Genomic DNA, 26,864 nt, shown 5'->3' with positions numbered 1-26,864 from the left:
GAAGGCGAAACTACACTGTGCAGTGTACCCAGCGGACGTCACCCATGAAGCGCCTGCTCCTTGTCCTCCTGCTTGGAATCCTCGCCGTGACCGCCTACAGCTTCTGCAAGTCCTGGTCCCTCCCCGACTTCCCCGATTCGCCGCAGTACCGTGATGGCAAGTTCCGCAATGCCCTGCCCCGTCCGGCGATGGGCCTGCGCGACGGTGCGGAGATCTGGTGGACGTTCCTGTTCAACAAGCCCAAGGGCACCGTCCCGGCCCACCCCATTCCGGTGCAGCCGCTGGACCGCGCTACCCTCGACGCTGCGCCGGACCGCAGTCTGTTCCGGCTGGGGCACTCCACGATCCTGCTGAAGCTGCGCGGCCAGTACTGGCTGACCGATCCGGTGTTCTCCGAGCGCGCCTCGCCGGTGCAGTGGATGGGCCCGGCCCGCTTCCATGCGCCACCGATCAGCATCGACGATCTGCCGCCGATCGCCGGCGTGATCCTCTCGCACAATCACTACGACCACCTCGACCACGCTGCGGTGATGCAGCTGGCTGGCAAGACCGCGCGCTTCATTGCACCGCTCGGCGTCGGCGACCAGCTGATCGCCTGGGGTGTGGACGCCAGCAAGGTCGAACAGCTGGACTGGTGGCAATCGACCGAAGCCAACGGCCTGCGCCTGACCGCCACCCCGGGCCAGCATTTCTCTGGCCGCGGACTGGGCGACAGTGATCGCAGCCTGTGGGCGTCGTGGGTGATCCAGGACGGCGACTTCCGCATCTTCTTCAGCGGCGACACCGGCTACTTCGACGGCTTCAAGGCCATCGGCGAAAAGTATGGCCCGTTCGATCTGACCATGATCGAGACCGGCGCCTATGATCCGCGCTGGGCGTTCGTGCACATGCAGCCGGAACAGACCCTGCAGGCGCACCTGGACCTGCGCGGCAAGTGGCTGCTGCCGATCCACAACGGCACCTTCGACCTGGCCCTGCACGCATGGCAGCAGCCGTTCGAGCGCATCACCGCATTGGCGGCCGCAAAGAATGTGCCGGTGGCCACGCCGATGATGGGCGAAGCACTGGACATGCAGGCGCCGCAGGCGGGTACGCGCTGGTGGGAGACGGTGGAGCTGTAGCGTGCGGTGCGCTTGACCCGCCGGAAACCATGTGGAGCCGAGCCATGCTCGGCTGCGTCAACCACAGAAGCGGCCTGCGGCGCTGCAGTGCGTCATGTAACCGATTACATCCCTTGCTAGCGTAGCGCTCGCCCGATTCCGGTCGAACCTGCGAGGCTGTCCGTAATGACGTTGCGCGCCGAACGCTCCAAGGTCTCCACACCGCTTTTCCCGTTGCGCCCTGCCGCTGCCCTGCTGTTGGCCGCCCTGGCCTCCAGCGCACAGGCACAGACCCTCCCCCCGCGCAGCCAATGGCAGGCCAGCAGTTCCTCGCAGCAGGTACCGGCGATGGCGATCAGCCACCTGATCGACGGCGACCCGAAGACCGTCACCGGCGGCGCCTTCAGCCCCGGCCACTGGTTCCAGATCGATCTGGGGGCCCCCGCGATGATGGCCGGCGTACGCCTCACCTGGGATGTCTCCAACCCGGAAGGCTATTCGCTGCAGACCTCGCTGGACGGCCAGCAGTGGCAGACCGCGTACACCATGGCCAATTCGCTGGGCGACGTGGAAACGCTGTACTTCGCGCCGCGGCAGGCGCGCTACCTGCGGCTGGCCAGCCCGCAGCGCACCTCCGACTGGGGCGTGTCGATCTTCGAGATGGAGCCGTTGGACAGCACGCTCAGCGCACGCATCAGCGGTATCGATGCAACGCAGGCAGCGGCGCTCTGGCAAGGGGGTGGCACGGTCGCAATGCCGGCCGGAAAGGGAGGCGCTCACGCGTTTGAGATCACCCTGCCCCGCGCGCAGTCCACGGCTGGCCTGGTAGTGGAATGGGCGGATGGTGCGCGCGGCGCTGCTCGATTGCAGGCGCAGGACGCGCAAGGCCGCTGGCAGGATCTCGCACACGATGCACAGGCGGCCAGCCATCGGCAAAGCTGGTTGGCCGCCACTGCAGCACAACCCTTGCGTGCATTCCGCCTGAGCGTGGACGGCGCCGCACCGCAGATCGCGCGACTGCGCCTGCTCGGCCCGAAAGCCGTGATGACACCGATGAAGCAGTACCAGATCGCCGCCAGCGGCGCGCAGCGCGCGTTGTTCCCGGCGTCGCTGCAGATGCAGCAGACCTATTGGACCGCAGTGGGCGTGCATGCGGGCCGACAGAAATCGATCTTCGACGAATACGGCAATCTGGAAGCCTTCAAGGGCGCGCCACTGGTGCAGCCGATCTGGCGAAGTGCTGACGGCCGCGCCGCTGGCGCGGCAGGACAGCCGATACAGCACGCGCTGCGGGATGGCTGGAAGCCGATGCCCTCCGCTACGTGGTCACCGCAGCCCGGGCTGGAGTTGCGCAGCGAGGTATTCGCCATCGAGCGCAACGGCCAGCCGGTAACGTTCCTGCGTCATCGCCTGCACAACACCGGAAAAACCCGGATCGACGGCACACTCAGCCTGGTCGTGCGCCCGATGCAGATGAATCCGACGTGGCAGAACGGCGGGCTGTCACCCATTCGCGATGTGGCGATCGATGGACAGGCTGTGCGCATCAACGGGCGCACGCTGCTGCGGTCGCTCACGCCGGTGGCTGCGTCTGGTACGGCGCCGTTCGGCACGGATGGCGCCACGGAAATCACCGCGAACATTGCTGCCGGCCAACTGCCTTCCGCGCAACGGGCGCACGATGACCAGGGTCTTGCCTCGGCTGCGTTGAACTACCGCGTCTCGTTGGCGCCGGGCGCCAGCGATGCCATCGTGGTCGCGTTCCCCTTGGGTACCGCCGCCGCCGATACCAAGGGCGCACTGCCCGAAGCGCCTGCGCTCGATCTGGCCACGCTGCCCCGCGATGCCAATGCGGCGTTCGATTCCCTGGCCACGCAGGCCTCCGCCGACTGGCAGGCACGGCTGGGTCAGGTCGGCCTGCGCCTGCCCGATCCCGCACTGGTCGACATGCTGCGCGCGCAGGCCGCCTACATGCTGATCAACCAGACCGGCCCGGCGATGCAGCCCGGTCCGCGCAACTACAACCGCTCCTTCATCCGCGACGGCATGGCCACCTCGGCGGTGCTGCTGCGCATGGGCGAAGCACGCGTCGCGCGCGACTACCTGGCCTGGTACAGCGAACACGGCGTGCATGCCAACGGTCTGGTCTCGCCCATCCTCAACGACGATGGCACTGTCAACACCGGCTTCGGTTCGGACATCGAGTACGACAGCCAGGGCCAGTACGTCGCGCTGGTGGCCGATGTCGCGCGCCTCGATGGCGGGCCCGGGTCGGTGCGTGCCTATCTGCCGAAAGTGAAGGCCGCGCTGCGCTTCCTGCAGGAACTGCGCGAACGCACGCTGGTGCCCGGCTACAAGGCCGACCAGCCGGCGCCGGAGCGCTTCGCCGGCATCCTTGCGCCGTCGATCAGCCATGAGGGCTATCCGTCGCCCACCCACAGCTACTGGGACGACTACTGGGGCCTGAAGGGATGGCACGACGGCGCATGGCTGGCCGAGGCGCTGGGCGACCACGAGACTGCTGCCTGGGCGCGCGAGCAATACAAGCTGCTCTACGACGCGCTGCACGCCTCGATCAGGGCGACGATGGCGTGGAAGGGCATCGACTTCATTCCCTCTTCGGCCGACCTGGGCGATGGCGATCCAACCGGCGTATCGATCGCACTGGACCCCACCGGTGCGCAGAGCGTGCTGCCGCCCGAGGCGTTGCGCACCACCTTTGCCCGATATCTGGACGACGTGCGCAAGCGCAGCCAGCCCGGCGCGCTGTACGCCTATACGCCGTATGAGATCCGCAACGTGCTGAGCTATGTGCACCTGGGCCAGCCGCAGGTGGCCGATGAGCTGCTGCAGGGGCTGCTGCATGATCGGCGTCCGCTTGAGTGGCAGGTGCTGGCCGAAGTGGTGCATTCGCGGCTGCGTTTCCCGCGCTATCTCGGCGACATGCCGCACACCTGGATCGGCGCCGAGTACGGCCGCACGCTGTTCGGCATGCTGATGCGCGAGGACGATGATGCGTTGTCGCTGCTGCCAGGTACGCCACCGTCGTGGGTGGCTGGCGATGGGCTGGTGGTGGAACGCCTGCCAACAGCGTATGGCACGCTGCAGATGCAGGCGCGGCAGCGCGACGGCGCGCTGACGGTCACGCTGGGCAAGGGGTTGCGCAGCGGGACGGCGGTGAAGGTCTGGTGGCCGGCGCGCACGATGCCGAAGACGGTACGTGTGGATGGGCGTAGCGTTTCAAACTTCGATGCCGAGGGGGTGCGTTTGGCAAAGCCGTTCAAAACGCTGGAGGCGCGTTGGTAGAGGCGAGCTTGCTCGACTGCATGTCGCCGATCACCATGCGCCAGTCGAGCAAGCTCGACTCTACAGGGGCCCTCCGGGCCACGCCCGGTATCATTGCAGCGTCGGCAATCCCGGCGGGTTGGTCTGCGACTGCGGCACCGCCTCCTCGGCCACATTCCACCGTTTCAGCGCCTGCGCATAGGTGCCGCTGCCGATCTGGGTGTTCAATGCCTGCGTCACCGCATCGGCCAGGCCGCTGCCCTTACGGGTGGTCACCGAGATCGCCGCGGCGTTCGGCCAGCCGCCAGGGAACAGGCCCACACGCCGCACCTTGCCGTCGCGTGCCGAGTACGCGCCGGTGGCATTGGGCTCGAACGAGACATCGGCGCGGCCAGTGATCACCGCCAACCGGCCGACCACGGCGTCATCGAAGTACTGGTACTCCACCGGCTTCAAGCCGGCGGCAATGTTCTGCTGGTCCCACTGCCGCAGGATCTGGTCCTGATTGGTGCTGGCACCCACTACCACCTTCAGCCCCGCCACATCCGCCGGCTTCTCGATCTTCTGGATCGGCCCATCTGTGCGCGTGTAGATGCCCAGCAGGTCGTAACGGTAGCTGGAGAAATCGAATTTCTTCTTGCGCTCCTCGGTGACCGTCACGTTCGACAGCACCGCATCGTACTTGCCCGATTCCAGCCCCAGCGGCCAGTCGGGCCAGGCCACCGGTACGATCACCAGCTTCAGGCCCAGCGCATCGGCGATCAGGCGGGCGATGTCGGGCTCGATGCCGACTACGTCCTTGCTGTCGGCCCCATAATCGGCCAGAGGCAGCTGTCCCGGATGGGTCGCCACGGTGAACGTACCGGGGGTGACGAAGCGATAGTCGGCCGGGATCAACGCCTGCGCCTTCGGGTCAAACGTGCCCTTCAGCACGGCGGTGTTGGTGCCGGCCAGGCTGGTCGCGGCTTCGGTACCGGCATCCGGTGCCTGGCGTACGCGCGAATAGACAATGCCGGCGATGCCGATGACCAGCACGCCCACGATCAACAGGGTGCTGCGCGAGGGACCACGCGGTGCTGCAGGGCTCATGGTGTTCCTTCCGGGGTTACAGGGTCTTGGCCAGGAAATCGGCGGTGCGTTGCTGGCGCGGGCGCTCGAACAGAGCCTCGGGCGTGCCCTGTTCGATCACCCTGCCCTGGTCCATCATCACCACGTGGTCGGCCACGCGGCGGGCGAAGCTCAGTTCATGGGTGACGATCACCAGCGTGGTGCCGGAACGGGCCAGTTCTTCGATCACACTCAGCACCTCGGCCACCAGTTCCGGGTCCAGCGCCGACGTGGGTTCGTCGAACAGCAGCACCTTCGGCTGCAGCGCCAGTGCCCGCGCAATCGCGATGCGCTGCTGCTGGCCACCGGACAGCTGGCGCGGGAACGCATCGGCCTTGTCGGCCAGGCCAACCCGCTCCAGCAGCGTCCGCGCCTGCTGCTCGGCCTGCGCACGCGGCACGCCGCGCACCGCCATTGGTGCCTCGATGATGTTTTCCAGCGCGGTCAGGTGCGGGAACAGGTTGAATCCCTGGAACACCATGCCCACTTCCGCACGACGGCGGCGGATCTCACGCTCGGGCAGTTCGTACAACGTGTCACCCTCGCGGCGGTAGCCGATCAGCTGGCCGCCGACAGTCACGTAACCGCCGTCGGCGCGTTCGAGGTGGTTGATCAGCCGCAGCAGCGTGGACTTGCCGGCGCCGGACGGGCCGATCAGCACCGTCACGCTGCCGGCGCGCAGGTCCAGGTTCACGTCTTCCAGCACCGGCTGGTCGCCGAACACTTTGCCTACGCCGTGCAGCGACACCGCAGCTCCCTCGCCCGCTTCCACCTGCGTGGCGATGCGCGGGCGGCTTGCCACGCGCGGCGCGGCTTCGCTCTGCACACGCGGGGGCGATGACACCCGCGACACCGAGCGCTCGCGCTGCAGCTGGCCACGCGCGAAGCGTTGCTCCACGCGCCGCTGCAACAGCGACAGCACGGTTAGGATTACCAGGTACCAGACCGTGGCCACCATCAGCAGCGGCACCACCTCCAGATTGCGGCGGTAGATTACCTGCACGGTGTAGAACAGCTCCGGCAGCGCCAGCACGTAGACCACCGAAGTGCTCTTGGCCAGGCCAATCACATCGTTGAACGCGGCCGGTAGGATCGAGCGCATCGCCTGAGGCAGGATGATGCGGCGCACCTGGCGGCCACGCGGCAGGCCAAGCGCGGCGGCCGCTTCGTACTGTCCGTGGTCCACCGACAGAATCCCGCCGCGGATCACCTCGGCCGAGAACGCCGCCTGGTTCAAGGTAAGACCCAGCACCGCCGCAGTGAACACACCAATCAGCTGCGTGGTCGGATAGGAGAACAGGCTGATGCCGGTGAAGGGAACGCCCAGTTCGATGGTGCTGTACAGATAGCCCAGGTTGTTCAGCAGCAGCAACAGCACCAGCAGCGGAATCGAACGGAACAACCACACGTAGCCCCACGACACCGCCGACAGCAGCGGCGAGCCGGACACACGGGCCAACGCCAGCAAGGTGCCCAGCGCGAAACCGAGGCCAGTTCCGAGTGCGGTCAGCAGCAACGTGCGTCCCAGCCCTTCCAGCACCGGGCGCGCGAAGAACCACTCGGCGAAGGTGCCCCAGCCCCAGCGCGGATTGCCCAGCACGGACTGCAGCCCGATCAGGATCAGAGCCAGTGCCAGCACCGTGCCGAACACCTGCAGCGGGTGCCGGGCCGGCACGATTTTCAGCGCCGGTGCTGGCGCCGGACGAGCGGCAATGCCATCCAATGCGGTCGAAGGCGTGCTCATGCGTGGGCTCCGTGCAGCACGGTCTGCGTAGGCGCAACAACAGGCGCCGGCGCACGTAGATGCTTCTCGAACGGCAGATGCGCGATGGTTTCCGGGTCCGCCTCCAGATCGAACAACGCGGTGTAGCCATGGCTGAGGTACAGACCAACGGCCTCGGGCTGGCGGAAGCCGGTGGTCAGGAACACGCGCCGATAGCCTTGGCGCGCCGCTTGGTCTTCCAGTTCCTGAAGCACGCGACGCGCGATGCCCTGCCGGCGCAGCCCGGGCAGCGTCCAGATGCGTTTGAATTCGGCGGTTTCCGGATCGCGGTGCGGCATGAAGGCGCCGCCGGAGATCGCCACGCCGTCTCGCAGCAGCAGTACGAACGCCCCTACCGGGGCAGCAAAGGCCTGCGCCGGGTAGCGCTGCAGCTCCTCCCGGGCGCTGCCACCGATGCGTCGGCGCACGTCGGCGTAGCGGCTGTCGTACTCCTGTTCCAGGCCATCGAACAGAGGCCGTGCCAGCGGATCATCCACCGAGGTATAGAGGAAGCGTTCGTTGCTGCTCATGCCACGTCCTTCACCAGATAGTCTTCGGCCAGCCGCGCCCACAGGCTGGCGGCCGGTGCGATGGCCGCGTCGTTGAACACGTAGCGCGGGCTGTGCAGCGGCGCACTGTCGCCGTTGCCAACGAACACGAAGCTGCCCGGCCGCGCCTGCAGCAGGAACGCGAAGTCTTCGCTTGCCGTGCGTGGCGCGAATTCCGGCACCACCTGTTCACTGCCGAAGCCCTGCAGCGCCACCTCGCGGATGTAGGCGGTCTGCTGCGGGTGGTTGATCACGCTGGGGAAGCCGCGCGGGAACTCGATCTCGGCACGCGCACCGAACGCGGCGGCGGTCTGCTCGGCAATCCCGGTGACCCGGCGCCGCAGGGTGTCGCGTACCTCGGGCAGGTAGGCGCGCACGGTCAGCTTCAGCTCGACCACGTCCGGAATCACATTGGCGGCCTGGCCGCCGTGGATCGAACCGACAGTGACTACGCCCATCTGCCGCGGGTCGACATTGCGTGACACCACGCTCTGCAACGCGGTAACGATGTGCGCCGCCGCCAGGATCGGGTCAACGCTACCCTGCGGCTCGGCGCCGTGACCGCCCTTGCCGATCACCTTCAGCCGCGCCCAGTCCACCGATGCCATCGCCGGGCCATCGACGAAGCCAAAGTGGCCCACCGGCACGCCCGGCCAGTTATGCAGGCCATAGATCGCATCCACCGGGAAGCGCTCGAACAGGCCATCGGCAATCATCTTCGAAGCACCCGAACCGGTTTCCTCGGCCGGCTGGAACACCAGCTGCAGGGTGCCATCGATATCACCGTGATGGGCCAGATAGTGCGCAGCGGACAGCAGGATCGCGGTATGCCCATCGTGGCCGCAGGCATGCATCAGCCCCTCGGTCTGGCTGGCATAGGCCAGGCCGGAGTCCTCGTGGATCGGCAGTGCATCGATGTCGGCGCGCAGACCGAGACGACGGCTACCCTGCCCGCGCTGCAGCGTACCGACCACACCGGTGCCACCGAGGCCGGTGGTCACCTCGTAGCCCCACTGCTGCAGCAGTTCGGCCACTCGGGCGCTGGTGCGGTGCTCCTCGAAGGCCAGCTCCGGGTGCCGGTGCAGGTCATGACGGATCGCAATGGCCGCCTCGGCGCGTGCCGCGATCTCGGGCAATATGCCAGTGGATTGGGAATTCCGCCGGGAATGGCTCGGCGCTACTGCGGATTCTCCGCTCATCGCCCTACCCCGCCTTCCGCGCCGGTTCGGCATCGGTCGCATGACGGCTGGCCTTGTACGGCAGGTCCAGATGCTCGCGCAGGGTCTGCCCTTCCAGCTCGCGCTGGTGGTAGCCGCGCGCCTGCAGGATCGGCAGCACCTGGGTCACGAAATCGTCCAGGCCTTCGCGCTGTGCGGCGAAGCCGAGAATGAAACCGTCGCTGGCACCGGCGTCGAACCAGCGGATCAGCTCATCGGCCACGTGCTCCGGCGTGCCGATGAAGTTCGGTCTCGGGCTCACCGCTTCAAGCGCCACCTGGCGCAGGCTCAGACCCTTCTCACGCGCATCCTGCTTGATGCGGTCGGTGGTGGAGCGGAACGAGTTGCTGCCGATGTCACCCAGTTCCGGGAACGGCGCATCCGGGTCGTACTGGCTGAAATCGTGGTGATCGAAGAAGCGGCCGAGATAGGCCAGCGCATCCTCCAGCGTCGCCAACGCAGCAATCGCCTGGTACTTGGCCTCGGCCTCCTCGGCAGTGCGGCCGACGATGGGGCCGATGCCCGGGAAGATCTTCACGTCATTGCCGCTGCGGCCATGGGCGATCGCAGAGTTCTTCACCTTCTGGGTGAACGCGCGGGTCTCCTCCAGCGATGGCGAATGGGTGAACACCGCATCGGCGTACTTGCCGGCCAGCGCGATGCCATCGTCGGACGACCCCGCCTGGAAGATCACCGGCTGGCCCTGCGGCGAGCGCTGGATGTTGAGCGGCCCTTCCACCTGGAAGAAGCGTCCCTTGTGGTCGAGGCGGCGGAACTTTTCCGGCGCGAAGAACGTGCCACTGTCGCGCTCACGCACGAAGGCATCGTCATCCCAGGAATCCCACAGCCCTTGCACCACGTCCAGGTACTCGTCGGCGATCTGGTAGCGCAGCGCGTGCTCCGGATGCGGCCGACCGTAGTTGCGGCCCGAGCCCTCCAGTGGCGAGGTCACTACGTTCCAGCCGGCGCGGCCGCCGCTGAGCAGGTCCAGCGAAGCGAACTGCCGGGCGACGGTGAACGGATCGCTGTAGGAGGTCGACAGCGTGCCGGCCAGGCCGATCTTCTTCGTTGCCGTGGCCAGCGCCGACAGCAGTGAGATCGGCTCGAAGCGGTTGAGGAAGTGCGGGATCGACTTCTCGTTGATGTACAGGCCATCGGCCACGAAACCAAAGGCGATGCCGTTGTCCTCGGCGGTACGCGCGATGTCGATGTAGAACTGCAGGTTGACGCTGGCATCGGCCGGGTTGGATGGATGCTTCCAGGCATGCATGTGACTGCCGGGGCCCTGCAGCATGATGCCGAACGGAATGTGGCGCGGGGTCGTGCTCATGGGAATCGCTCCTGCAGGTCAGGCCACCGCCGCGCGCGGCGCGGGCGACAGCAGTTCAAGGGATGTCAGGCGTGCGTCGAGGTCGGCCACCGGCGCATCGAGAATGAACTCGCCCACGCCGAAGCGCCGGTGCAGCGCATCCAGTTCGTCACGCACGTGCTGCGCATCGCCAGACAACACGCTCGGGCGGGTTTCCTCGATGCGGAAGTCGGCCACGCCCACCTGGCGCGCGTACTCGGCAGCCGCCTCCGGGCTGGGCAGGTTCACCGCTTGCCCGGGACCGAGGTGCAGCTTGTAGACCCGCAGCGCACCGATGTGACGCGCTGCGGCTTCAGCAGTCGGTGCTGCGAAGGCCACCGTGGCCAGCAGCGGTGGCTGCGAGGAGACGCTGCGATAGGCATCGAACGCAGCCTCGATGTGTTTCGGGTCGCCATCAAAGTGCGCGGCGTAGACGAAGCGCCAGCCCAGCTCGGCCGCCTGCTTGGCGCTCTGCGGGCTGGCACCAAGCAGAAAGCGCTCCGGCGCCTGCTGCGGGATCGGGCGCGCCTGCGCCTCGGCGTCGGTACCCGACAGGTAGCCCTCCAGGTCGCGCAGCTGCTGGTCGAAATCGGCAAACGCCGGCCGCCCCGCTGCCAATGCAGCCGTAGAGGCCGGCAGGCCACCGGGTGCCTTGCCCACGCCCAGGTCCACGCGCCCTGGCGCCAATGCCGCCAGCAGGTTGAAGTTCTCCGCCACCTTGTACGGCGCGTAGTGGCGCAGCATCACCCCACCGCTGCCGATGCGGATGCGCCGGGTCTGCGCGAGTACCCAGGCCGCGAGCACTTCCGGTGCGGGGCTGGCCAAGGTCGGCGCGGCATGGTGCTCGGCAAACCAGTACCGGTGGTAACCCAACTGCTCGGCACGCTGTGCCAGCTGCAGGCTGTTGCGCAGCGCCTGCTCCGGTGAGGCGCCCTCGGCCACCGGGCTCTTGTCCAACACGCTGATCTGATAACTCATGGTCGCGTCCTCGCTCAGGGATGGGCCACGGGAATGCCAAGCAACCCGTTCAGCGCAGCCAGGATCGGTTCGGCACCGGAGATGTACTGGCGATCCTGGTGCGCGCCACTGGCCAGGTCGCTACGCACGCCCTGCGGCAGCACCAGCTTCGGCAGCGACTGGTCCTGCTCGCCGATTTCGGCGATCACCTCGCGGCGCGGCCGTGCGAAGCCGATGCGACGTACGTCCAGCTGCGCGTCGAGGCCGTCGATGCTCGACAGCGCCCCTTCCAGCAACAGGCTGTGCCGGCAGAAGAAGCGCTGGCCGGGAATCTGTCCGTCCTCGAACTCACGGTCGAGCAGGAACAGGATGGGCTTATCGGTTGCGTCCAGACTCACGGGGTCGTCCTCATCGGGGGCGGCAATGCGATGCCGCTTCGATATCGATGCTAGAGATGGCGGCGACCGACACGGCGATGCCAGGCGACAATCGGCGGTCAGATCCGGCCATGCAGATGCGCCTTGGCCATAAGCAAAGCGCCGCCGGTTATGCCGTCAGGCGATGCGTCGCAGCGGCGCCGCTACCGCCAGCGACTGCGTGGTCAGATGCCCGGCCGCACGCTCGGTCGCCAGCGCGATGCGCGCCTGCAAGGCCACACTGGTGATGTGCTCACCGTCGAAGTCGGCCGGCGTGGCGTACACCCCGATCGGCAGCGTGTGCGCCTGCAGGAAACTGAACAGCGGCCGCAGCTGGTGATCGATCACCAGCGCATGGCGCTCACTGCCACCGGTTGCCGCCAGCAGTACCGGCGTATCCACCAGCGCTTCCAGTTCGATGAAGTCGACCAGGTGCTTGAACAGGCCCGGATACGATCCACGGTGCACGGGCGCTGCCACCAGCAGCAGTTCGGCGGTCTCGATGGTCCGCAGCGCCTGTTCCACTGCCGGTTCCACTTCACCCCGCGACAGTGACTGGCCCAGCGAGCGTGCAATCGGCGCCAGCTCCACCCGCTCCACGCTGGCATGCACCCGCTCCTGCAGAGACGCCAGCAGGTACCGCACCAGCAGCAACGTACGCGACGTCGCCGAACTGGTCGGCGACCCCACCAATGCAACCACCTTCAATGCAGAAGACATGAACTGCTCCTCGATGATGCCGGACTACGTCCGGCCGCCCTTTGCCTTTTATAGAGTCGAGCCATGCTCGACTGCTCCAGATCAGAACCGGTAACTGACCCGCCCGTACCAGTACGCCCCAACGTTGCTCAGCACATCGCCGTTGTCCCAGGTCGTCTCGATACTGGCCACATCAGTGGCGCTGCGCGCGTACTCGGGCACCTTGCGCGTGCGCTTGTCGAACACGTTGTTGATGCCCAGCGCCGCGCTCCAGCCCGCCCCCAGCTCCACGCCACCGGACAGGTTGGTCACCAGCACCGGCGGCTGCTTGTACTCCACGCCGTTGTTCAGGCGCTTGATCGGGCCGTAGTAGGTGAAGTCCAGGTTCGAGCGCCAGCGCCCGTTCTGCCAGCCCAGCCCGGCCACCTGGGTGTAGCTGGGCGTGCGGAAGCGCAGCGCGTACTCGCTGGACCTGGTCAGCAGGTTGATGTTCGGCAGCCCCTGCAGCGCCGCCGGAATGTCGCTGACCTTCTGGATGGTGGTACGGCCGACGTTGGCCGCGTAGCTCCAGCGCAGCTTGCCCCACGTGGTTTCCTGATTCGCCTCCAGCGTCAGCTCGACACCGCGTGTACGCGTGTTGCCCACGTTGGTGAAGTAGCTGGCATAGAACGCGTCACCCGGCAGAATGCTGATGCCGGCCGAGCCCAGCAGCGCATCGATGGTGCTCTTCTGCGCCGCACTCAGCACCGTGCCGCTGTTGTCGGTGACGCGCGCCGGATCCTGCGCGTTGTAACCGATCTGGCTTGACTGACCGAGCTGGCCGCGGATGTCGATCTGATAGGCATCCACCGCCAGGTGGAACGCCGGGCTCGGGTCCCAGGTCACGCCCAGGCTGTAGTTGGTGGCTTTCTCGGGCTTCAGCGGCGTGGCACCCAGCGCGATCGCCGCCGGCGAAGACACCTGCGCCACCAGCGTGGTCCCGCACGGGCAGCTGCCAGTGGCTTGGTAGAACTGCGCGCCCAGGCTGGGCGCATGGAAGCCGTTGCTGACCGTGGCGCGCACGCCCAGCGCATCGGTGAAGTCGAAACGCGTGGTCAGGCGGCCGGTGGAGACACTGCCGAAGTCGGAATGGTCTTCCCAGCGCGCGGCCGCATCCAGATACCAGCGCGAGGTGATGTTGGTGGCCGCGCCCACATACATCGCCTTGCTGTTGCGGGTAGCCTTCACCGCATCGGCGGTGGAATAGCCGACGAACGCCGCGGCACCGAAGCCGGTGTACGACTCCCACTGCCCTGCCCCGCGTTCGTACTGTTCGTGCTGGTACTCGGCGCCCGCGCTCACTTCCAGCGGCGAGGCGAACGCTGCCACCTCGAAGCCACGCCGCAGGTCCAGGTTGGCGATGCCCTGCTGGTAGTCCAGCTTGCCGTCATAGAAATCAGTGGGCGAGCCGGGGTACGGCAGCGAGTAGTTCACCGAGTTGCGCGTATAGGTACGCACTGTGCTGCGGTTGCCGGTCAGGCTGGCGTCGTAGTCCCAGCCCGCGACCTGGCCTTTCACGCCTGCGGTGCCCGTGTACTGCTTTTCCTTGGTTTCCAGCACCGGAAGGAAGCCATCGGGAAACACGCTCAGCACGCCGGGTGCCTTGTAGGTAGTGAAGATGGTCGCCGGCAGTCGGAAGTTCTGGATCGCCTGCGCGGTGCGGTCGCTGGCGGTGGCATTGGCGTAGAACTGTGCGCTGTCGCCCAGGCCATGGCCCACGTTCACCGCGAAGGCCTTCAGCACATACGACGGCGAGCTGAGGATGGTATTGGCCTCGGCATTGCGGCTGGCTTCGGCCGGGTTCGGCGTTGCGCCGGCCGGCAACCGGTTGTTCGGACGCAGTGCTACCCGATTGCCGTTCGCATCCACGGCCGGGTAACTCAGGTAGCCATCGATGTAGCGGCGGGTACGAATCGCATGATGCTGGCGGGTGGTCTCGCCGGACAGGTTGATGAAGCCATCCTGGCCCCACGGCAGGCCGACATTGGCGCGCACGCTGGTACGCGAGCCATCGCCATCGATGCTCTGCCCGCTTTCCACGGCAAACTCGCCACCGTGCGCCTGCGATTTCAGGATCACATTGACCACACCGGTAATCGCATCCGAGCCATAGATGGCCGATGCACCATCGCGCAGCACTTCCACATGGTCGATGGCCGAGACCGGAATCAGTGCCAGGTCTGCCCAGGCGTGCCCTGGGAAGCCGCCGCCATTCGCCCCGCTCACATAGGCGCTGGCATTGCGGCGCTTGCCGTTGACCAGCACCAGGGTGTAGCCGGGCGACAGGTTGCGCAGTTGGTAGCCGCGGATCAGGCTCTCCTGGTCGCTCTGGTAGCCGCCGATCTGGCTCAGTGACGGCAGCGCACGCTGCAGCGCTTCCAGCAGGTTGCCCTGCCCGGTAGCGGCAAGGTCCTCGGCGGAGATCACATCGATGGGCGTGGAGCTGTTCTTCACCGTGCGCGTGCTGGTGCGCGAACCGGTCACTACCACTGCATCCAGCGTGGACGCTGCCACGTTGGCAGTCGCGGCGGTGGCGGCAGGATCGGCATCGGCTTCCGCCGCATGGGTGGACGACGCGGCGAGGATAGCTGTGATCAGAACAGCGAGAGTGCTCAGGACAGGGGTGTGGGCGGCAGGCATGGGGGCTCGTGGGGGTGGGCCGAAAACACGCTTCCATTCAAGAGCCTGTTCACCTGGCGCGACAGGCGGGATCACGTCACCCAACCGTCATATCCGGCCACCCACATGACCGCTGGTAATGAGGTTAGGTGGCATTGCCGGTGCACTGCTGTCTGTAGAGACGAGCCCACGCTCGGCTGCTCTTCGTGACGGCGTCAGATGCATCCACTTCTGCCAATTTTGAGCCGAGCGTGGGCTTGGCTCTACAGGAAGGGATCCGACCCCGGGGCCGCACATGCTCCACAGGCATCACCTCATGCCCGCGCACCACTCCGCGCCGCGCACCTCGAACCGTAGCATCAAGCCATGCCCAGTCCATCCGCCGATCCCAACGCGCCGCTCGTCGCCATCGTCGCCTGCCACGGCCAGGGGCTGTTCGAATTCGGCTGTGCGGTGGGCCTGTTCGCGCCGATAAGACCCGAGCTCGGCGTGGCCTGGTACCGCACCCAGCTATGCGCAGGCGAGCCCGGCGCACTGCGCATGCTCGGCAATGCGCAGGTGCAGCTGCCCTGCGATCTCAGCACGGTTGATGACGCCGACATCATCGTCATCCCCGGTTGGCGCGAACCCAGCGAACGCCCGCCGCAGGCACTGCTCGATGCGCTCACCCGTGCCCACGCACGTGGCGCGCGCATCGCCTCGATCTGCTCCGGTGCGTTCGTGCTGGCCTGGGCCGGGCTGCTCGATGGCCGCCAGGCCACCACCCACTGGCGCCTCACTGAAGCGCTCGCACGTGAGTTCCCACGCATCGATGTGCGCGAAGATGCGCTGTATGTGGATACCGGCAGCATCATCACCTCGGCCGGCTCGGCCACCGGCATGGACATGATGCTGCACATGGTCCGCAAGGATTACGGCGCACGCGTGGCCAACCTGGTCGCCGAGCGGCTGGTGCTGGCACCGTGGCGCGATGCCGGGCGCAGCCAGCGCGTCAGCCGCGCGATCCCCAACGGGGAACCGACGCGTCTGGCGAAACTCATGGAGTGGATGCGCCGCAACCTGCGCGAGCCCCATTCACTGGGCAGTCTCGCCGAGCAGGCTGCACTCAGCCAACGCACCTTGCAGCGGCAGTTTCTGGAAGCCACGGGCCTGTCGCCGATCGACTGGCTGATCCGCGAGCGCGTGGCCTTTGCCCGCGAACTGCTGGAAACCACCGACCGGCCATTGCAGTGGATCGCAGAACAGGCCGGTTTTGGTTCGCAGGAATCCTTCCGACGGCACTTCCGAGGTCAGGTCGATGCGAGCCCTACCGAGTACCGCAGCCAGCATCGCGGCGGTATTGGCGCGGATCGGTTGGTGGGCTGCTGATCCAACTCAGCGCTCTCCAGCGCCACGTGAGAAAAGGCTCACGGCGGACGGTGGAGACCCACGTATAGTGATGGGCGTCACACGAAGCCCCTTCCATGCTCCACGCATTTGCTTACTCCAGCCACATGTCGGCTGGGCTTTCCGATGAAACCCTCCGCCTGATCGTCTCGGGCTCTGCCGCGTTCAATCGCCGGGTGGACGTCACCGGAGCGCTGCTCGTCGACGGGCAGCGCTTTTTCCAGTACATCGAAGGCCCGCCCGACGGCCTGGAGGCGGTCAGGCGCCGCATCCATGACAGCCGTTCGCATGCTGCCGTGGTGCCGGTACTGGACATGGCGATCAGTACCCGTGCCGTTCCCTACTGGGCCATGACCCACATCGAGACCGGGCAGATCGTGGTGTCCGGCCTGGTCAATGCGCGATGGGACGAGTTTGGCCACTCCGTTCCCGGCATGGATCAGCTCGTCGGCCTGCTGCGTCCGCACTTTCCGCGCATCGGCACCGCCGGTGCACGACGCGCAACCGCCGGATGCACCTGAACCGCCGCCGTGCGCGCGCGGGCCCGCGCGGCCATGTAACTCCTGCGGCCGTCATCATTCAAAGCGTCTTCCCCACGGTCTTCTCCACGCCCACAGCATGTCTCCACCCGCTCATTCATCAACGGACGCACGCGAATTGCCCGCTGACCTGTTCGAAATCGTCGTCACGCGTGCAGGCACGGCCCTGTTCGCGATCGACGTGCGGGCAGCCATCGAAATACGCGGCCCGGAAAGGTTCGGCCCGGTAGATCATCCGGGCAGGCCGACCCTGGAGGTGCGCGGGCAAGCGTTGCCGGTGGCCGACCTGTGCAGCATGAGCGGTCAACCGGCATTCGAGGGTGGATGCCCGGCCATGCTGTTGATCAAGGCAGGCACTTCAACGCTGGCACTGGCTGTTGACGAGGTGCTGCAGATCGAGACGCCAGACGCATCTCCAGACGTATCCGCGCGTGCCCAAGGTCGATCGTTCAACTTCTGCAGCCGACACGTCCAGATCGATTCCGCACGTTCGGCTGCGCTGATCGAACCGCAGTCGCTGCTGGCTGCACTCGCGGTGCGGGACTGAGGCGCATCTGCTCAAGTTCGCCTGCAAACCGTCTGAAACCGCATGCGCCAGCACTGCGCGGCAAAGCCGATCACAAACACCACCGTCAATCCCAGCAGCGTCTGCAGCACCACCGGGGACATCGGCGCCGCAGCAATCGGATGCACTGCCGGCAAGCGGGTCAACGTTTCATTGACGCCGGGTACCAACGACAGCAGGAAGCTGAAAGACAGCGCGAACGTTGACAGGTAACGCGCTGCGCGCCCCAGCCAGCGCAGCCGGGCGGCCAGCACGCCGCCGAATGCCACCAGCAGCACGATCACCCCGAATGCGTGGCCGGGGTTGATCCCGCCCGTGCTGGACACGGTGAACGACGTGGCCACCGACAGCACCAGTCCGAGCAGGTACAACTTGCCGGAACGTGTGGCTGGGTCGATCGCGCGATGGCGAATGAAGGCATACAGGCCGGCGAACACCGGTACCAGGCTGACTGCCGTGTGGATCACGCCCAGGGGGGACAGAGAGTGCGACATGGAACATCTCCAGAGTTAAATGTACCTACTAGTAGGTAGGCTAAAGGTTCAAAAAGAAGGCCCACGTCGCCGCAGGCCCCACCACAGTCATGTCAGGCAGTCGCGCTCACCCGCGCAATGGCCAATCGCGCCAGTGCCGCGAACGTCGCCGCATCACCGAAACCGCGCGCGGCCAGCATCGCGCCATGCACCGACGACATGAACGCCTTGGCCTCGTCCGCAGGGGAACCCTGCAGGCGCAACTGGCCCTGCGCCGCGCCCTTCTCCAGCGTCACCGTCAGCCACCCGCTCAGATCCTCGAAATGCCCCCGCACTTCATCGGCAATCTCAGCAGGGATCATTGGTGCCTCTGCCGCCAGCATCGCGCAGATGCAGAACGACGACGTGCCGCCCGCAATACAGCTGGACCAGTAATCCACATAGGCGTTGAGCTCCTGCAGCGGGTCGGCCAGCTGCCGGTCCAGCAGCGCCAGGCCTTCGCGCGCCTCGGCCCGGTACAGTTCAACCACCGTGCGCACCAGGTCTGCCTTGCTGGGGAAGTGGTGATGGATGCTGGCCTTGCTGATGTTCACCCGCGCCGAAACGTCCGCATAGCTGAAGCCGTTGTAGCCACCGGCCTCCAGCAGCGTACGGGCGTGGGCCAGGATCTCCTGGGCCTTGGGCGAGAGCGACTGTTTCATGTCGTCAACCTACTAGTAGGTTGACTCGCTGTCAACTTCCCGCTGCTGGGCTCGCCGGGCATGGCCCGGCGCTACCCGCGCCCCGCTCAGTCCTCCTGCACCAGCTTGAACTCGCGAAGCAGCCCGCCGATCTGGGTCTTGTCCAGCTTGTTCATCAGCAGGTTGCGCAGGAACGCTGGCCCGGGAATGTCCAGTTCCTTGCCATCACGCAGGCGTCCGGTCGCGGCCAGCAGCGAGCGCACGTCATACGTGGAATTGAACACCTCCGGCACGCCACGCTCGATCCCCAGCAAGGTGTACACCGCCTCCATCGGCGTGCGCACCGAGTACTCGGTAGTGAAGATGCAGTCGCGCTGTTTCGATTCAGCGAACTGACCGATGAAGGCGAAGTTCACCGCACCTTCCGGCACCACGTCCGGGCGGTCACCTGCCTGGCGTGGCATGAAGAACGCCGTGATGTACGGCATCATCACCGGCACTGTCTTCGCGCCGGTCGCGGCCAGCTCATCGATCTCTTCCACCGGCACGCCCAGGTGATACAGCCATTCGCGGGTGATCTCCTCGCCGGTGCAGTCCTGCATCGGCTTCTTCACGTAGTCGCCGGGCGTATCCACAAACAGCGAGTACACCCAGACTACGATCTGGTCCTTGGGCTGGTTCTTGAAATGCGGCTGGCGGTTCACCGTCCAGCTCATCAGCCAGCGCGAGTCACGCACGCTGACGATGCCGCCGGTCACTACCTTGCCACTGAACGGGTCGCGCTTGGCAATCTTCTGGATGTAAGCCGGAATGCGCGCATCCAGCGTGGTCACCGTTGCCGATTCCCACTTGGTTTCCGGGATGTGCGCGCCGAACACATCCGGGCGGCCGAACGCCGCATCCTTCGCGGCAATGCGTCGCCACAGGTCCCAGGCAGGCGCCGGGCCTTCGTTCAGGCGCGCTGCGGTGTGGTGATCGCCGTTGTCCGAATTCTCGGTCAGCGAACCGATGGTCATGAACAGCAGATCATCCTTGCCGAGATCCACGCCACCGGCTACACCGTCATGCATCCAATGGATGCGCGTCGCCTGCTTGCGGTCCGGCTGCAGATCGAAGTCGACGTCGGTCACTTTGGTGCCGTACTGGAACACCACGCCCTGCTCCTGCAACCATTTCACCAACGGCAGCACCAGCGATTCGTACTGGTTGTACCTGGTGAACTTCAACGCCGAGAAATCCGGCAGGCCGCCGATGTGGTGGATGAAGCGATGCAGGTACAGCTTCATCTCCAGCGCTGAATGCCATTCCTCGAACGCGAACATGGTGCGCCAGTACAGCCAGAAATTGCTGTCCAGGAAGTCGCGGCCCAGCACTTCGTTGATGCGCTTGTTCTCCATCTCCTGCCGGGTGGCCAGGAACAGCGCGATGATGTCCTTCTGTGCCTGTTCGCTCAGGGTAAACAACCCATCGGTGTGTGCATCTTCGCCGCGATTGATGGTGGCGCGCTGCAGCGAATAGTTCGGGTCGTCCTTGTTCAACCAGTAGAACTCGTCCAGCACGCTGGCATCTTCAATCTCCAGCGATGGAATCGAGCGAAACAGGTCCCACAGGCACTCGAAATGATCTTCCATCTCGCGGCCGCGCGGATCACAAAGCCTTTTTCCGGCACCTTCAGGCCATCCAGCGCGCCGCCGGGAATCTGCTGCTGTTCAAGAATGGTGATGCGCTCGCCGGCCATGCGCCCATCACGCACCAGGAACGCGGCGCCAGCCAGCGAGGCCAGACCCGAACCGACGAACCATGCGCGCTTGTCATCGACACCGGCGGGCTTGCGCGGGCGCGCGAAGGCTTCGTAGTTGCCACTGCTGTAGTACATGCGCTACTCCTTCCTGGAGGGGGTCATCAGGAACCCGCAGCGGGATGACACAGCCATCCCGTGCAGGTCATGGCCCTACTCTAGCGCCGAACCGATGTACCGTTTCCTGCACACACGCTGCGACCGAATGACGCAGCCGCGTCAGAGCTGCCGGCCCAGCAGCATGCCCGGCCAACCGTCCACGTTGTACGGTGCGATGCGTGTGTAGCCACAGGACTCATAGAAGCGCACCAGATCCCCATTGCCACCGCCGTAGCAGTCCACGCGTAGATGGTCGAGTCCGGCAGCGCGCGCCTGCTCATCGGCAAACGCCATCAAGTGGCGGCCGATGCCACGTACGCGGCTATCGCGCGAAGCCACCAGCACGCGTACGTACAGCTCTGGCCCATCGGGCGCCGGTACATAGGGCATCGCCTCACCCAGCGCCAGGAACGCACGCACCTCACCCAGTGCGTCCTGCGCCACCCACGCGCCGGGCAGCGCGCAGGCATCAGTCACCTGGGTGATCCGACGCGGCACCGTCGACCACGGCTGGCTGCCCCACTGCTGCAGATTACCGATCGACACGAACCATTCGATCACCTCGTCGAAGAGCCTCAGCACCGCAGGGGCATCGGCCACGCTGGCGCGGCGGATGGACAAGGTGTCCTTTCCAGCTTCAGTCATGCACGCACTCCTTCCAACGCATCAATCGGCTGCGCCGAGGATGCCGGCCAGCGGCCGGCACTACCAGGGCCAGACGTCCGTGGGCCGGATTTGACATGCAGGTATTTACCTGCATATAGTCCACTCGACGGCGGCGTCTGCCCGCCCACGCGAGGAACCTGCAATGGTGGATATCGCACATCGGGTCGGCATCAAGGCCCCTGCAAGCCTGGTGTATCAAGCCCTGGCCACCCCCGAAGGCGTCGCCGCCTGGTGGGCCGACGACACCCATGGCGATCGCGAGACCGGCGGCACGGTCAAGGCGCGTTTCACGAACAACGGCCAGGAGATCGGCGCCATGGAAATGAAGCTGGAACAGCTCATTCCTGGCGAGCTGGTGCTCTGGAAGTTCCTGGCTGGCCCCGCCGAATGGATCGGCACCCATGTGCGCTTCAAACTCAAACAGGAAGGCGACTACTGCATCGTGCTGTTCACCCACGAAGGCTGGAAGGAACGCGTCGAGTTCACCTCCCACTGCAGCACCAAGTGGGCGGTGTTCCTGATGAGCCTCAAAGCGCTGCTGGAAACCGGCCAGGGCCAACCCAACCCGCACGACGTCAGGATCGACAACTGGAACTGAAGACGCCCCGCATGAATGCAGACAAGGTGTTCAAGGCCCTGGCCGACCCCACGCGCAGAACGCTGCTGGACCTGCTCTGCGAAGACAACGGCCAGACCCTGGGCCAGCTGTGCGAACACCTGGACATGGCCCGGCAATCGGTCACCCAGCACCTGGGCCTGCTGGAAGACGCCAACCTGATCAGCACCGTGCGTCGTGGTCGCGAAAAGCTGCACTTCATCAACCCGGTGCCGCTGCATGAAGTCTACGAGCGCTGGGTACGCAAGTTCGAGCAGCAGCGTCTGAGCCTGCTGCATGACCTGAAACGAGAACTGGAAGGAGAATGACGATGTCCGCAGAGTCAACCCGCTTCATCCACGTGATCTATATCGCGTCCACGCCACAGAAGGTGTTCGAGGCCATCACCCGCCCCGAGATCGCCAGTCGCTACTGGGGCCACGAGAACGTCTCGGACTGGAAGCCCGGCTCGCGCTGGCAGCACGTGCGCGCCAACGAAACGCGCTCGGTCGAGCTGGTCGGCGAAGTGGTGGAAAGCACCCCGCCCTCGCGGCTGGTCATCACCTGGGCCGCCGCCTCGCAGGCCGACAACCCCGCTGCCTACAGCCGGGTCACCTTCGAGATCGTGCCCTACCAGGACATGGTGCGGCTGACGGTTACCCATGAGGAACTGGAGCCGGGCAGCGGCATGGATACCGGCATCCGCCAGGGCTGGCCGATCGTGCTGTCGAGCCTGAAGTCGCTGCTGGAAACCGGCAAGGGATTGGATGTGTTTGCGAAGCCAAACTGAGTCGTGCCGCAATCGGCGGCGGAGCGCCATCCGCCGCCAGCGCTCCCTATCCGGTCAATCACTCAATCTGCGCGACCGCCCATAACTGCCATGCACATCCTGCTTGATCCAATCGGCCAGCAGGCGCAGATAGCCGTCGGTGATCCGCGTAGACACGCGATTGCCCTCGGCATCGATGCGGAACTCGACCATGCCGTGGTCGGTGTCCGGGAACAGGTAGGTCTCGATCGGCTGCCCCGACGCGCGCAGGCGCGACAGGATCGAACGCGTGGCGGCAATCGGCGCGGCGCGGTCCTGCTCGGCCAGCACCCACAGCAACGGTACCTTCAGGCGGCGCAGCGCGGCCTCGGCGTCGTAGTCCCAGATCAGCTCCAGGTTGTCGAAGCGCGCGCGACCGATCCGGCGCAGGTCCGCGTCGCTCATGCGCAGCATGTCACCGCTGTATTCGCCACTGATCGTCCTTGCCCACGGTGCGGCGCCGATCTGCGTACGCACCTTCGCCAGCGCCTCGAACCCTTCATTGAAATGCGTGCGCATCAACTGCGCGGTCGCTCCTGAAAGCTGTCTGACCTGCACCAACGCCGCCGCATCCAGCTGCATGCGCTGTGCCTCATCGAACAACTGCTCGCGGTCCTCCTCGATGGGCGACACCACCAGCCCGAAACCGATCGCCACGAAATCCGCCTGCGAGCGCGTCGCCGCCAACGGTGCGATCCACCCGCCCTGGCTGCCACCGAAGTAGCCGGCCCGGCCGAAACGCCCCGCTGCCAGCGCGCGCGCCTTCGCCAGTGCCGCCGCCGCGTCGTCAGCCAGCAGCTCGAAGTTCTGCGTGTACTCACCTTCCGAGTCGCCGGTGCCACGCTTCTGGTAGGCGAACACTGAAATTCCCTGCGCCACCAGCATCCGCTGGTAGATCGCCGCCACCGCCATCGTGCGTTCCGAGCCGTGCACCAGCACCACCAGCGGCCGCGCCGGGTCGGCCGGGCCGGCCGGCTCGATCAACTGCCCAACCAGCCTGGTTCCCGCACTGATGAACGTTGCCTCGGTATCGCGGGTCGGCAGTCGCTGCCAGCGCTGCGTAGCCCCCGCAGGCGACCTGAAGCTGACCACATCGCCGCTGCAGCTCACCGGTGCGTTGGCATCGCCGGTGGCGCCACGTCGCCCGTCCAGCATCAGATAGCGCTGCCCCGTGGCCGGTGCCGCAGCGGGTGCGCCCAGCACCACGATGCTGCCCTGCCCGTCACCGTAGGCGCTGGCCGTGCACAGCTCGGCGGCTGCAGCCGGCAGACCCGAGCACACCAGCACCGCCATCAACAACGAACGATTCTTCCACCCTGCCATGCCCTTCCCCGTTGCAGTAAACCTGCGTTGCGCAGGCGCCGGGCGCAGCCTAGCGCGTCCACTCGCCAGATTCATGTTGCAACCGCTCGCCGTCGCTCCCCTTCGACGGCCATACTGGGCGGACGATACGGACTTCAGAGCGCACCATGCACACCCATCTCGAACAGATCGGCAGCACCCGCATCCTGCGCAGCGCCGATACAGGCCCCCAGCTGGATGGCAACGCCCTGCGCGACCTGGTCGACGATGCCCTCGGGCACCAGGCCGAGTGGATCGCCATTCCGGTGCAGCGCCTTTCGGCAGACTTCTTCGAGCTGCGCTCCGGCATGGCCGGGCAGTGGCTGCAGATGCTGGTGAACTAACGCCTGCGCTTCGCCGTACTGGGCGACGTCAGCGACTACCGCGCGCAGAGCGAGTCGCTCGACGCGTGGATCACCGAATGCAACCGCGGGCACAACGGCTGCTTCGTGGCCGACTGGGACGCCCTGCTGGCACGCCTGCCGGCCCCCGTCAGCGGCGGCTGAACGCCGCCCGCAGGCCGCCCGCACGCTCACCCTCGCCAGACCCGGTTCCGACCCCGCTCCGACGCCCGCCACCACAGCATCGCCCACAGGCATCCTTGGCGACGTTCGATGAGTGCTTCAGACGCAGAGTCCCTGCACAGCAAAGTGGCGGCGGTCACCCTTGGCTTCTGGGTGATGAAGATCGCCGCCACCACGCTCGGCGAGACCGCCGGCGACCTGCTGTCGATGACGCTCAACCTGGGCTACGTGGCCAGCTCGGCCATCCTGCTGGCGATCTTCGCCGGCCTGCTGGGCATGCAGCTGTCGGCACGGCGCTTCCACCCGGCGCTGTTCTGGTCGGTGGTGCTGGCCACCAGCACCGCCGGCACCACCCTGTCGGACCTGATCGACCGCACGCTCGGCCTGGGCTACGCCACCGGCGCCAGCCTGCTGGCTGGCTGCTTGGCGCTGGTGTTGCTGGCATGGCGCATGTCGGAGAAGTCGATCTCGGTCAGCAACATCGCATCGCGCCGCGCCGAAGGCTTCTACTGGACCGCCGTGCTGTTCTCCAACACGCTCGGCACCGCACTGGGCGACTTCCTCGCCGACGATTCCGGGCTGGGCTTCACCGGCGGCGCACTGCTGATCGGCAGCCTCATCGCGCTCACCGCACTGGCCAGCCGCATCAAGGGCATCAACCGGGTCATCCTGTTCTGGATCGCCTTCGTGCTCACCCGCCCGTTCGGCGCCACCTTCGGCGACCTGCTCACCAAGCCGCTGGAAAACGGCGGCCTGGGCTTCGGCACGGTCGGCTCGTCGCTGGTGCTGTTCACCCTCCTCGCCACGTTGGTGGCGCTGCCGATGCTGCAGCGCAAGGCGCAGCCAGCCAGCTAGCGCGCCGTCCAGCCCCCATCCACCGGCAGCGCCGTACCGGTAATCTGGGCCGCCGCGTCCGAGGCCAGGAACACCACCATCTCACCCAGCTGCTCGGGCGTCACGAACTGCAACGAAGGCTGTTTTTCAGCCAGCAGCGCACGCGCGGCGGTCTCCTGATCCGTGCCTTCGCGCTCGGCCAACGCGGTGATCTGCTGCTCGACCAGCGCCGTCCGCACCCAGCCCGGGCAGATCGCATTGGCGGTAATGCCGGTGCCCGCATTCTCCAGCGCGGTCACCTTGGTGAACCCGATCACGCCATGCTTGGCTGCCACATAGGCCGACTTGTTCACTGACCCGACCAGCCCGTGCACCGACGCAATGTTGATGATGCGGCCGGCGCCCTGCCGCTTCATGTGGGGCAAGGCCGCTGCCGTGGCATGGAACACCGCCGACAGATTCAGCGCCAGGATCGCATCCCACTTCTCGATCGGAAATTCCTCGATCGACGCGGTGTGCTGGATGCCCGCGTTGTTCACCAGGATGTCGATGCGCCCCATCGTCGCGACGGCATGCTCAATCATCCCGCGCACTGCCTCGCCACGGGAAAGATCGGCGCCGTCATGCGCCACGCGCACGCCGAACTCGGCTTCCAGTTTGGAACGGATGCGTTCGATCTCCGCCGCATCGCCGAAGCCGTTCAGCACGATATCGGCACCTTGCCGCGCCAGCGCGGTGGCAATGCCAAGACCGATACCACTGGTGGAGCCGGTGACTACTGCAACCTTTCCACTGAACATGGGCGAGCTTCCGTCGGGCGTTGACTACGAGTGTAGCTCCGTGAATCAAGGCCGCGCGTGGATGACTTTCCCTCAACGCTTCTTGCCCCAAGATCCCGCTCCCGGATCAGGGAGGCAGGCCACCCACCGATCAATGTCGCAAACTGCTGGCTATGGGTGCCATTGAACTCGCGACTGCAAGCACAGATACTCATGGAAACGTGTCAAATCGCTGAATAGGTATCGGCCATGCCTCAATCCCATCCTCCCGTACCAGCGAAGCTCCGAGAAATGCTCAGAGACTACCCAGAGCACATCAAGAGCCTGCAGGAAGCACTTAACTCGGTGACCAACAGGCCCATGAAGTCCCTACCGCCATTTGAGGATGCAGTGTGGAAGCTGGAGGATTGCCTCGACGGATTCATCGATGATGCTCAGGGTGAGCTGACTGCAGCTCAGGCATCCGGTAATGCGCAATCCATTGCAGCGGCTGACGAGAAATTCAAACTGATGTTCCGAGCGCGCTCCGGCAACGGCGGAATGAAAGGCCTCCATGAACTGTACGAGTATTTCAAGGCATCGGGAGAACAGCCCTAAGTGGATACCCCGCATCCGCGATTAAGTCCAGAGGAACATGCTGCCCGCCTCAAGGATGTCATCCTTCCGGAATCTCGTTTGGA

General features: G+C 66.0%; 24 protein-coding genes and 2 pseudogenes. 11 read left to right on the top strand and 15 right to left on the bottom strand.

Going from position 1 to position 26,864, the window contains the following annotated elements:
- The first annotated feature begins 44 nt into the window (after window positions 1-44).
- Entirely contained in the window at window positions 45-1,121 is a 1,077-nt protein-coding gene (locus FQS62_RS09630; RefSeq protein WP_208043669.1) for an MBL fold metallo-hydrolase, read from the top strand.
- Between the two features lie 165 nt (window positions 1,122-1,286).
- Window positions 1,287-4,406, top strand: coding sequence for a discoidin domain-containing protein (locus FQS62_RS09625; protein ID WP_208043668.1), 3,120 nt, complete (start codon window positions 1,287-1,289; stop codon window positions 4,404-4,406).
- 90 nt (window positions 4,407-4,496) lie between these two features.
- Here FQS62_RS09625 and FQS62_RS09620 read toward each other — a convergent pair whose 3' ends face one another.
- The 9 genes from FQS62_RS09620 to FQS62_RS09575 all read right to left on the bottom strand — a co-directional run bounded on the left by FQS62_RS09620 (window position 4,497) and on the right by FQS62_RS09575 (window position 15,118).
- Window positions 4,497-5,474: an ABC transporter substrate-binding protein gene (locus tag FQS62_RS09620; protein ID WP_208043667.1), complete on the bottom strand. Its 978-nt coding sequence runs from the start codon at window positions 5,472-5,474 to the stop codon at window positions 4,497-4,499.
- 16 nt (window positions 5,475-5,490) lie between these two features.
- Window positions 5,491-7,236, bottom strand: a complete 1,746-nt coding sequence (locus FQS62_RS22260) for an amino acid ABC transporter permease/ATP-binding protein (protein ID WP_208043666.1) — start codon at window positions 7,234-7,236, stop codon at window positions 5,491-5,493.
- The gene (locus FQS62_RS09605) at window positions 7,233-7,784 is read right to left on the bottom strand and encodes a GNAT family N-acetyltransferase (protein WP_049449642.1); all 552 of its coding nucleotides are present in this window, start codon (window positions 7,782-7,784) and stop codon (window positions 7,233-7,235) included. The genes FQS62_RS22260 and FQS62_RS09605 overlap by 4 nt, the downstream gene beginning before the upstream one ends.
- Window positions 7,781-9,001 carry a M20 aminoacylase family protein gene (locus FQS62_RS09600; protein ID WP_154348929.1) on the bottom strand — a complete coding sequence of 407 codons (1,221 nt, stop codon included), beginning with the start codon at window positions 8,999-9,001 and terminating at the stop codon, window positions 7,781-7,783. Before FQS62_RS09600 ends, FQS62_RS09605 begins: the two co-directional genes overlap by 4 nt.
- A gap of 4 nt (window positions 9,002-9,005) precedes the next feature.
- Window positions 9,006-10,349, bottom strand: a complete 1,344-nt coding sequence (locus FQS62_RS09595; protein ID WP_208043665.1) for an LLM class flavin-dependent oxidoreductase — start codon at window positions 10,347-10,349, stop codon at window positions 9,006-9,008.
- A gap of 18 nt (window positions 10,350-10,367) precedes the next feature.
- Window positions 10,368-11,345 carry an MsnO8 family LLM class oxidoreductase gene (locus tag FQS62_RS09590; protein WP_088480837.1) on the bottom strand — a complete coding sequence of 326 codons (978 nt, stop codon included), beginning with the start codon at window positions 11,343-11,345 and terminating at the stop codon, window positions 10,368-10,370.
- Between the two features lie 14 nt (window positions 11,346-11,359).
- Window positions 11,360-11,722: a DUF3088 family protein gene (locus tag FQS62_RS09585; protein WP_014646898.1), complete on the bottom strand. Its 363-nt coding sequence runs from the start codon at window positions 11,720-11,722 to the stop codon at window positions 11,360-11,362.
- Between the two features lie 156 nt (window positions 11,723-11,878).
- Window positions 11,879-12,460, bottom strand: a complete 582-nt coding sequence (msuE, locus tag FQS62_RS09580; protein ID WP_208043664.1) for an FMN reductase — start codon at window positions 12,458-12,460, stop codon at window positions 11,879-11,881.
- A gap of 81 nt (window positions 12,461-12,541) precedes the next feature.
- Entirely contained in the window at window positions 12,542-15,118 is a 2,577-nt protein-coding gene (locus FQS62_RS09575; protein ID WP_208043663.1) for a TonB-dependent receptor plug domain-containing protein, read from the bottom strand.
- Between the two features lie 345 nt (window positions 15,119-15,463).
- On the opposite strand from FQS62_RS09575, the gene ftrA reads away from it, so the two are divergent.
- The 3 genes from ftrA to FQS62_RS09560 all read left to right on the top strand — a co-directional run bounded on the left by ftrA (window position 15,464) and on the right by FQS62_RS09560 (window position 17,569).
- The gene (gene ftrA / locus FQS62_RS09570; protein ID WP_208043662.1) at window positions 15,464-16,465 is read left to right on the top strand and encodes a transcriptional regulator FtrA; all 1,002 of its coding nucleotides are present in this window, start codon (window positions 15,464-15,466) and stop codon (window positions 16,463-16,465) included.
- A 95-nt stretch (window positions 16,466-16,560) separates the two neighbouring features.
- The gene (locus FQS62_RS09565; RefSeq protein ID WP_088480409.1) at window positions 16,561-17,004 is read left to right on the top strand and encodes a BLUF domain-containing protein; all 444 of its coding nucleotides are present in this window, start codon (window positions 16,561-16,563) and stop codon (window positions 17,002-17,004) included.
- Between the two features lie 136 nt (window positions 17,005-17,140).
- Window positions 17,141-17,569, top strand: coding sequence for a chemotaxis protein CheW (locus FQS62_RS09560; RefSeq protein WP_226053514.1), 429 nt, complete (start codon window positions 17,141-17,143; stop codon window positions 17,567-17,569).
- Between the two features lie 11 nt (window positions 17,570-17,580).
- Here the strand turns inward: FQS62_RS09560 and FQS62_RS09555 are convergent, their stop codons facing one another.
- The 4 genes and pseudogenes from FQS62_RS09555 to FQS62_RS09540 form a co-directional block, all read right to left on the bottom strand.
- Window positions 17,581-18,081, bottom strand: coding sequence for a hypothetical protein (locus FQS62_RS09555; RefSeq protein ID WP_208043660.1), 501 nt, complete (start codon window positions 18,079-18,081; stop codon window positions 17,581-17,583).
- A 92-nt stretch (window positions 18,082-18,173) separates the two neighbouring features.
- A complete protein-coding gene (locus FQS62_RS09550; RefSeq protein WP_208043659.1) occupies window positions 18,174-18,761 on the bottom strand; it encodes a TetR/AcrR family transcriptional regulator in 588 nt (195 codons plus the stop codon).
- Window positions 18,762-18,847: 86 nt separating this feature from the next.
- Window positions 18,848-20,616: pseudogene (locus tag FQS62_RS09545) on the bottom strand (oleate hydratase).
- Between the two features lie 141 nt (window positions 20,617-20,757).
- A complete protein-coding gene (locus tag FQS62_RS09540; RefSeq protein ID WP_208043657.1) occupies window positions 20,758-21,282 on the bottom strand; it encodes a GNAT family N-acetyltransferase in 525 nt (174 codons plus the stop codon).
- A gap of 163 nt (window positions 21,283-21,445) precedes the next feature.
- Here FQS62_RS09540 and FQS62_RS09535 point away from each other — a divergent pair, with 163 nt between their 5' ends.
- Genes FQS62_RS09535 through FQS62_RS09525 form a run of 3 tightly spaced genes read left to right on the top strand, consistent with a single transcriptional unit; the run spans window position 21,446 to window position 22,688 of the window.
- A complete protein-coding gene (locus FQS62_RS09535) occupies window positions 21,446-21,901 on the top strand; it encodes an SRPBCC family protein (protein WP_208043656.1) in 456 nt (151 codons plus the stop codon).
- Window positions 21,902-21,912: 11 nt separating this feature from the next.
- Entirely contained in the window at window positions 21,913-22,227 is a 315-nt protein-coding gene (locus FQS62_RS09530) for an ArsR/SmtB family transcription factor (protein WP_005416268.1), read from the top strand.
- Between the two features lie 2 nt (window positions 22,228-22,229).
- Window positions 22,230-22,688: an SRPBCC family protein gene (locus FQS62_RS09525; RefSeq protein WP_208043655.1), complete on the top strand. Its 459-nt coding sequence runs from the start codon at window positions 22,230-22,232 to the stop codon at window positions 22,686-22,688.
- A gap of 54 nt (window positions 22,689-22,742) precedes the next feature.
- Here the strand turns inward: FQS62_RS09525 and FQS62_RS09520 are convergent, their stop codons facing one another.
- Window positions 22,743-24,029 (bottom strand): alpha/beta hydrolase family protein, encoded by a 1,287-nt coding sequence (locus tag FQS62_RS09520; RefSeq protein ID WP_208043654.1) that lies wholly within the window; start codon window positions 24,027-24,029, stop codon window positions 22,743-22,745.
- Window positions 24,030-24,175: 146 nt separating this feature from the next.
- Here FQS62_RS09520 and FQS62_RS09515 point away from each other — a divergent pair.
- A pseudogene (locus FQS62_RS09515) lies at window positions 24,176-24,553 on the top strand (DUF4180 domain-containing protein).
- Between the two features lie 108 nt (window positions 24,554-24,661).
- On the top strand, window positions 24,662-25,426 hold the full coding sequence (locus FQS62_RS09510; protein ID WP_164158412.1) for a COG4705 family protein: 765 nt from the start codon (window positions 24,662-24,664) through the stop codon (window positions 25,424-25,426).
- Here the strand turns inward: FQS62_RS09510 and FQS62_RS09505 are convergent.
- Window positions 25,423-26,205: a 3-hydroxybutyrate dehydrogenase gene (locus FQS62_RS09505; protein ID WP_164158411.1), complete on the bottom strand. Its 783-nt coding sequence runs from the start codon at window positions 26,203-26,205 to the stop codon at window positions 25,423-25,425. The genes FQS62_RS09510 and FQS62_RS09505 overlap by 4 nt on opposite strands.
- Window positions 26,206-26,475: 270 nt before the next feature.
- Between FQS62_RS09505 and FQS62_RS09500 the strand changes: the two genes are divergently transcribed.
- A complete protein-coding gene (locus FQS62_RS09500) occupies window positions 26,476-26,781 on the top strand; it encodes a hypothetical protein (protein WP_088480422.1) in 306 nt (101 codons plus the stop codon).
- Window positions 26,782-26,864 lie beyond the last annotated feature (83 nt).

The organism is Stenotrophomonas sp. SBJS02, from assembly GCF_020428325.2.
Classification (GTDB): domain Bacteria; phylum Pseudomonadota; class Gammaproteobacteria; order Xanthomonadales; family Xanthomonadaceae; genus Stenotrophomonas; species Stenotrophomonas africana.
The sequence above is the reverse complement of the archived record's forward strand: the minus strand, read 5'-3'. Positions and strand labels throughout refer to the sequence as shown.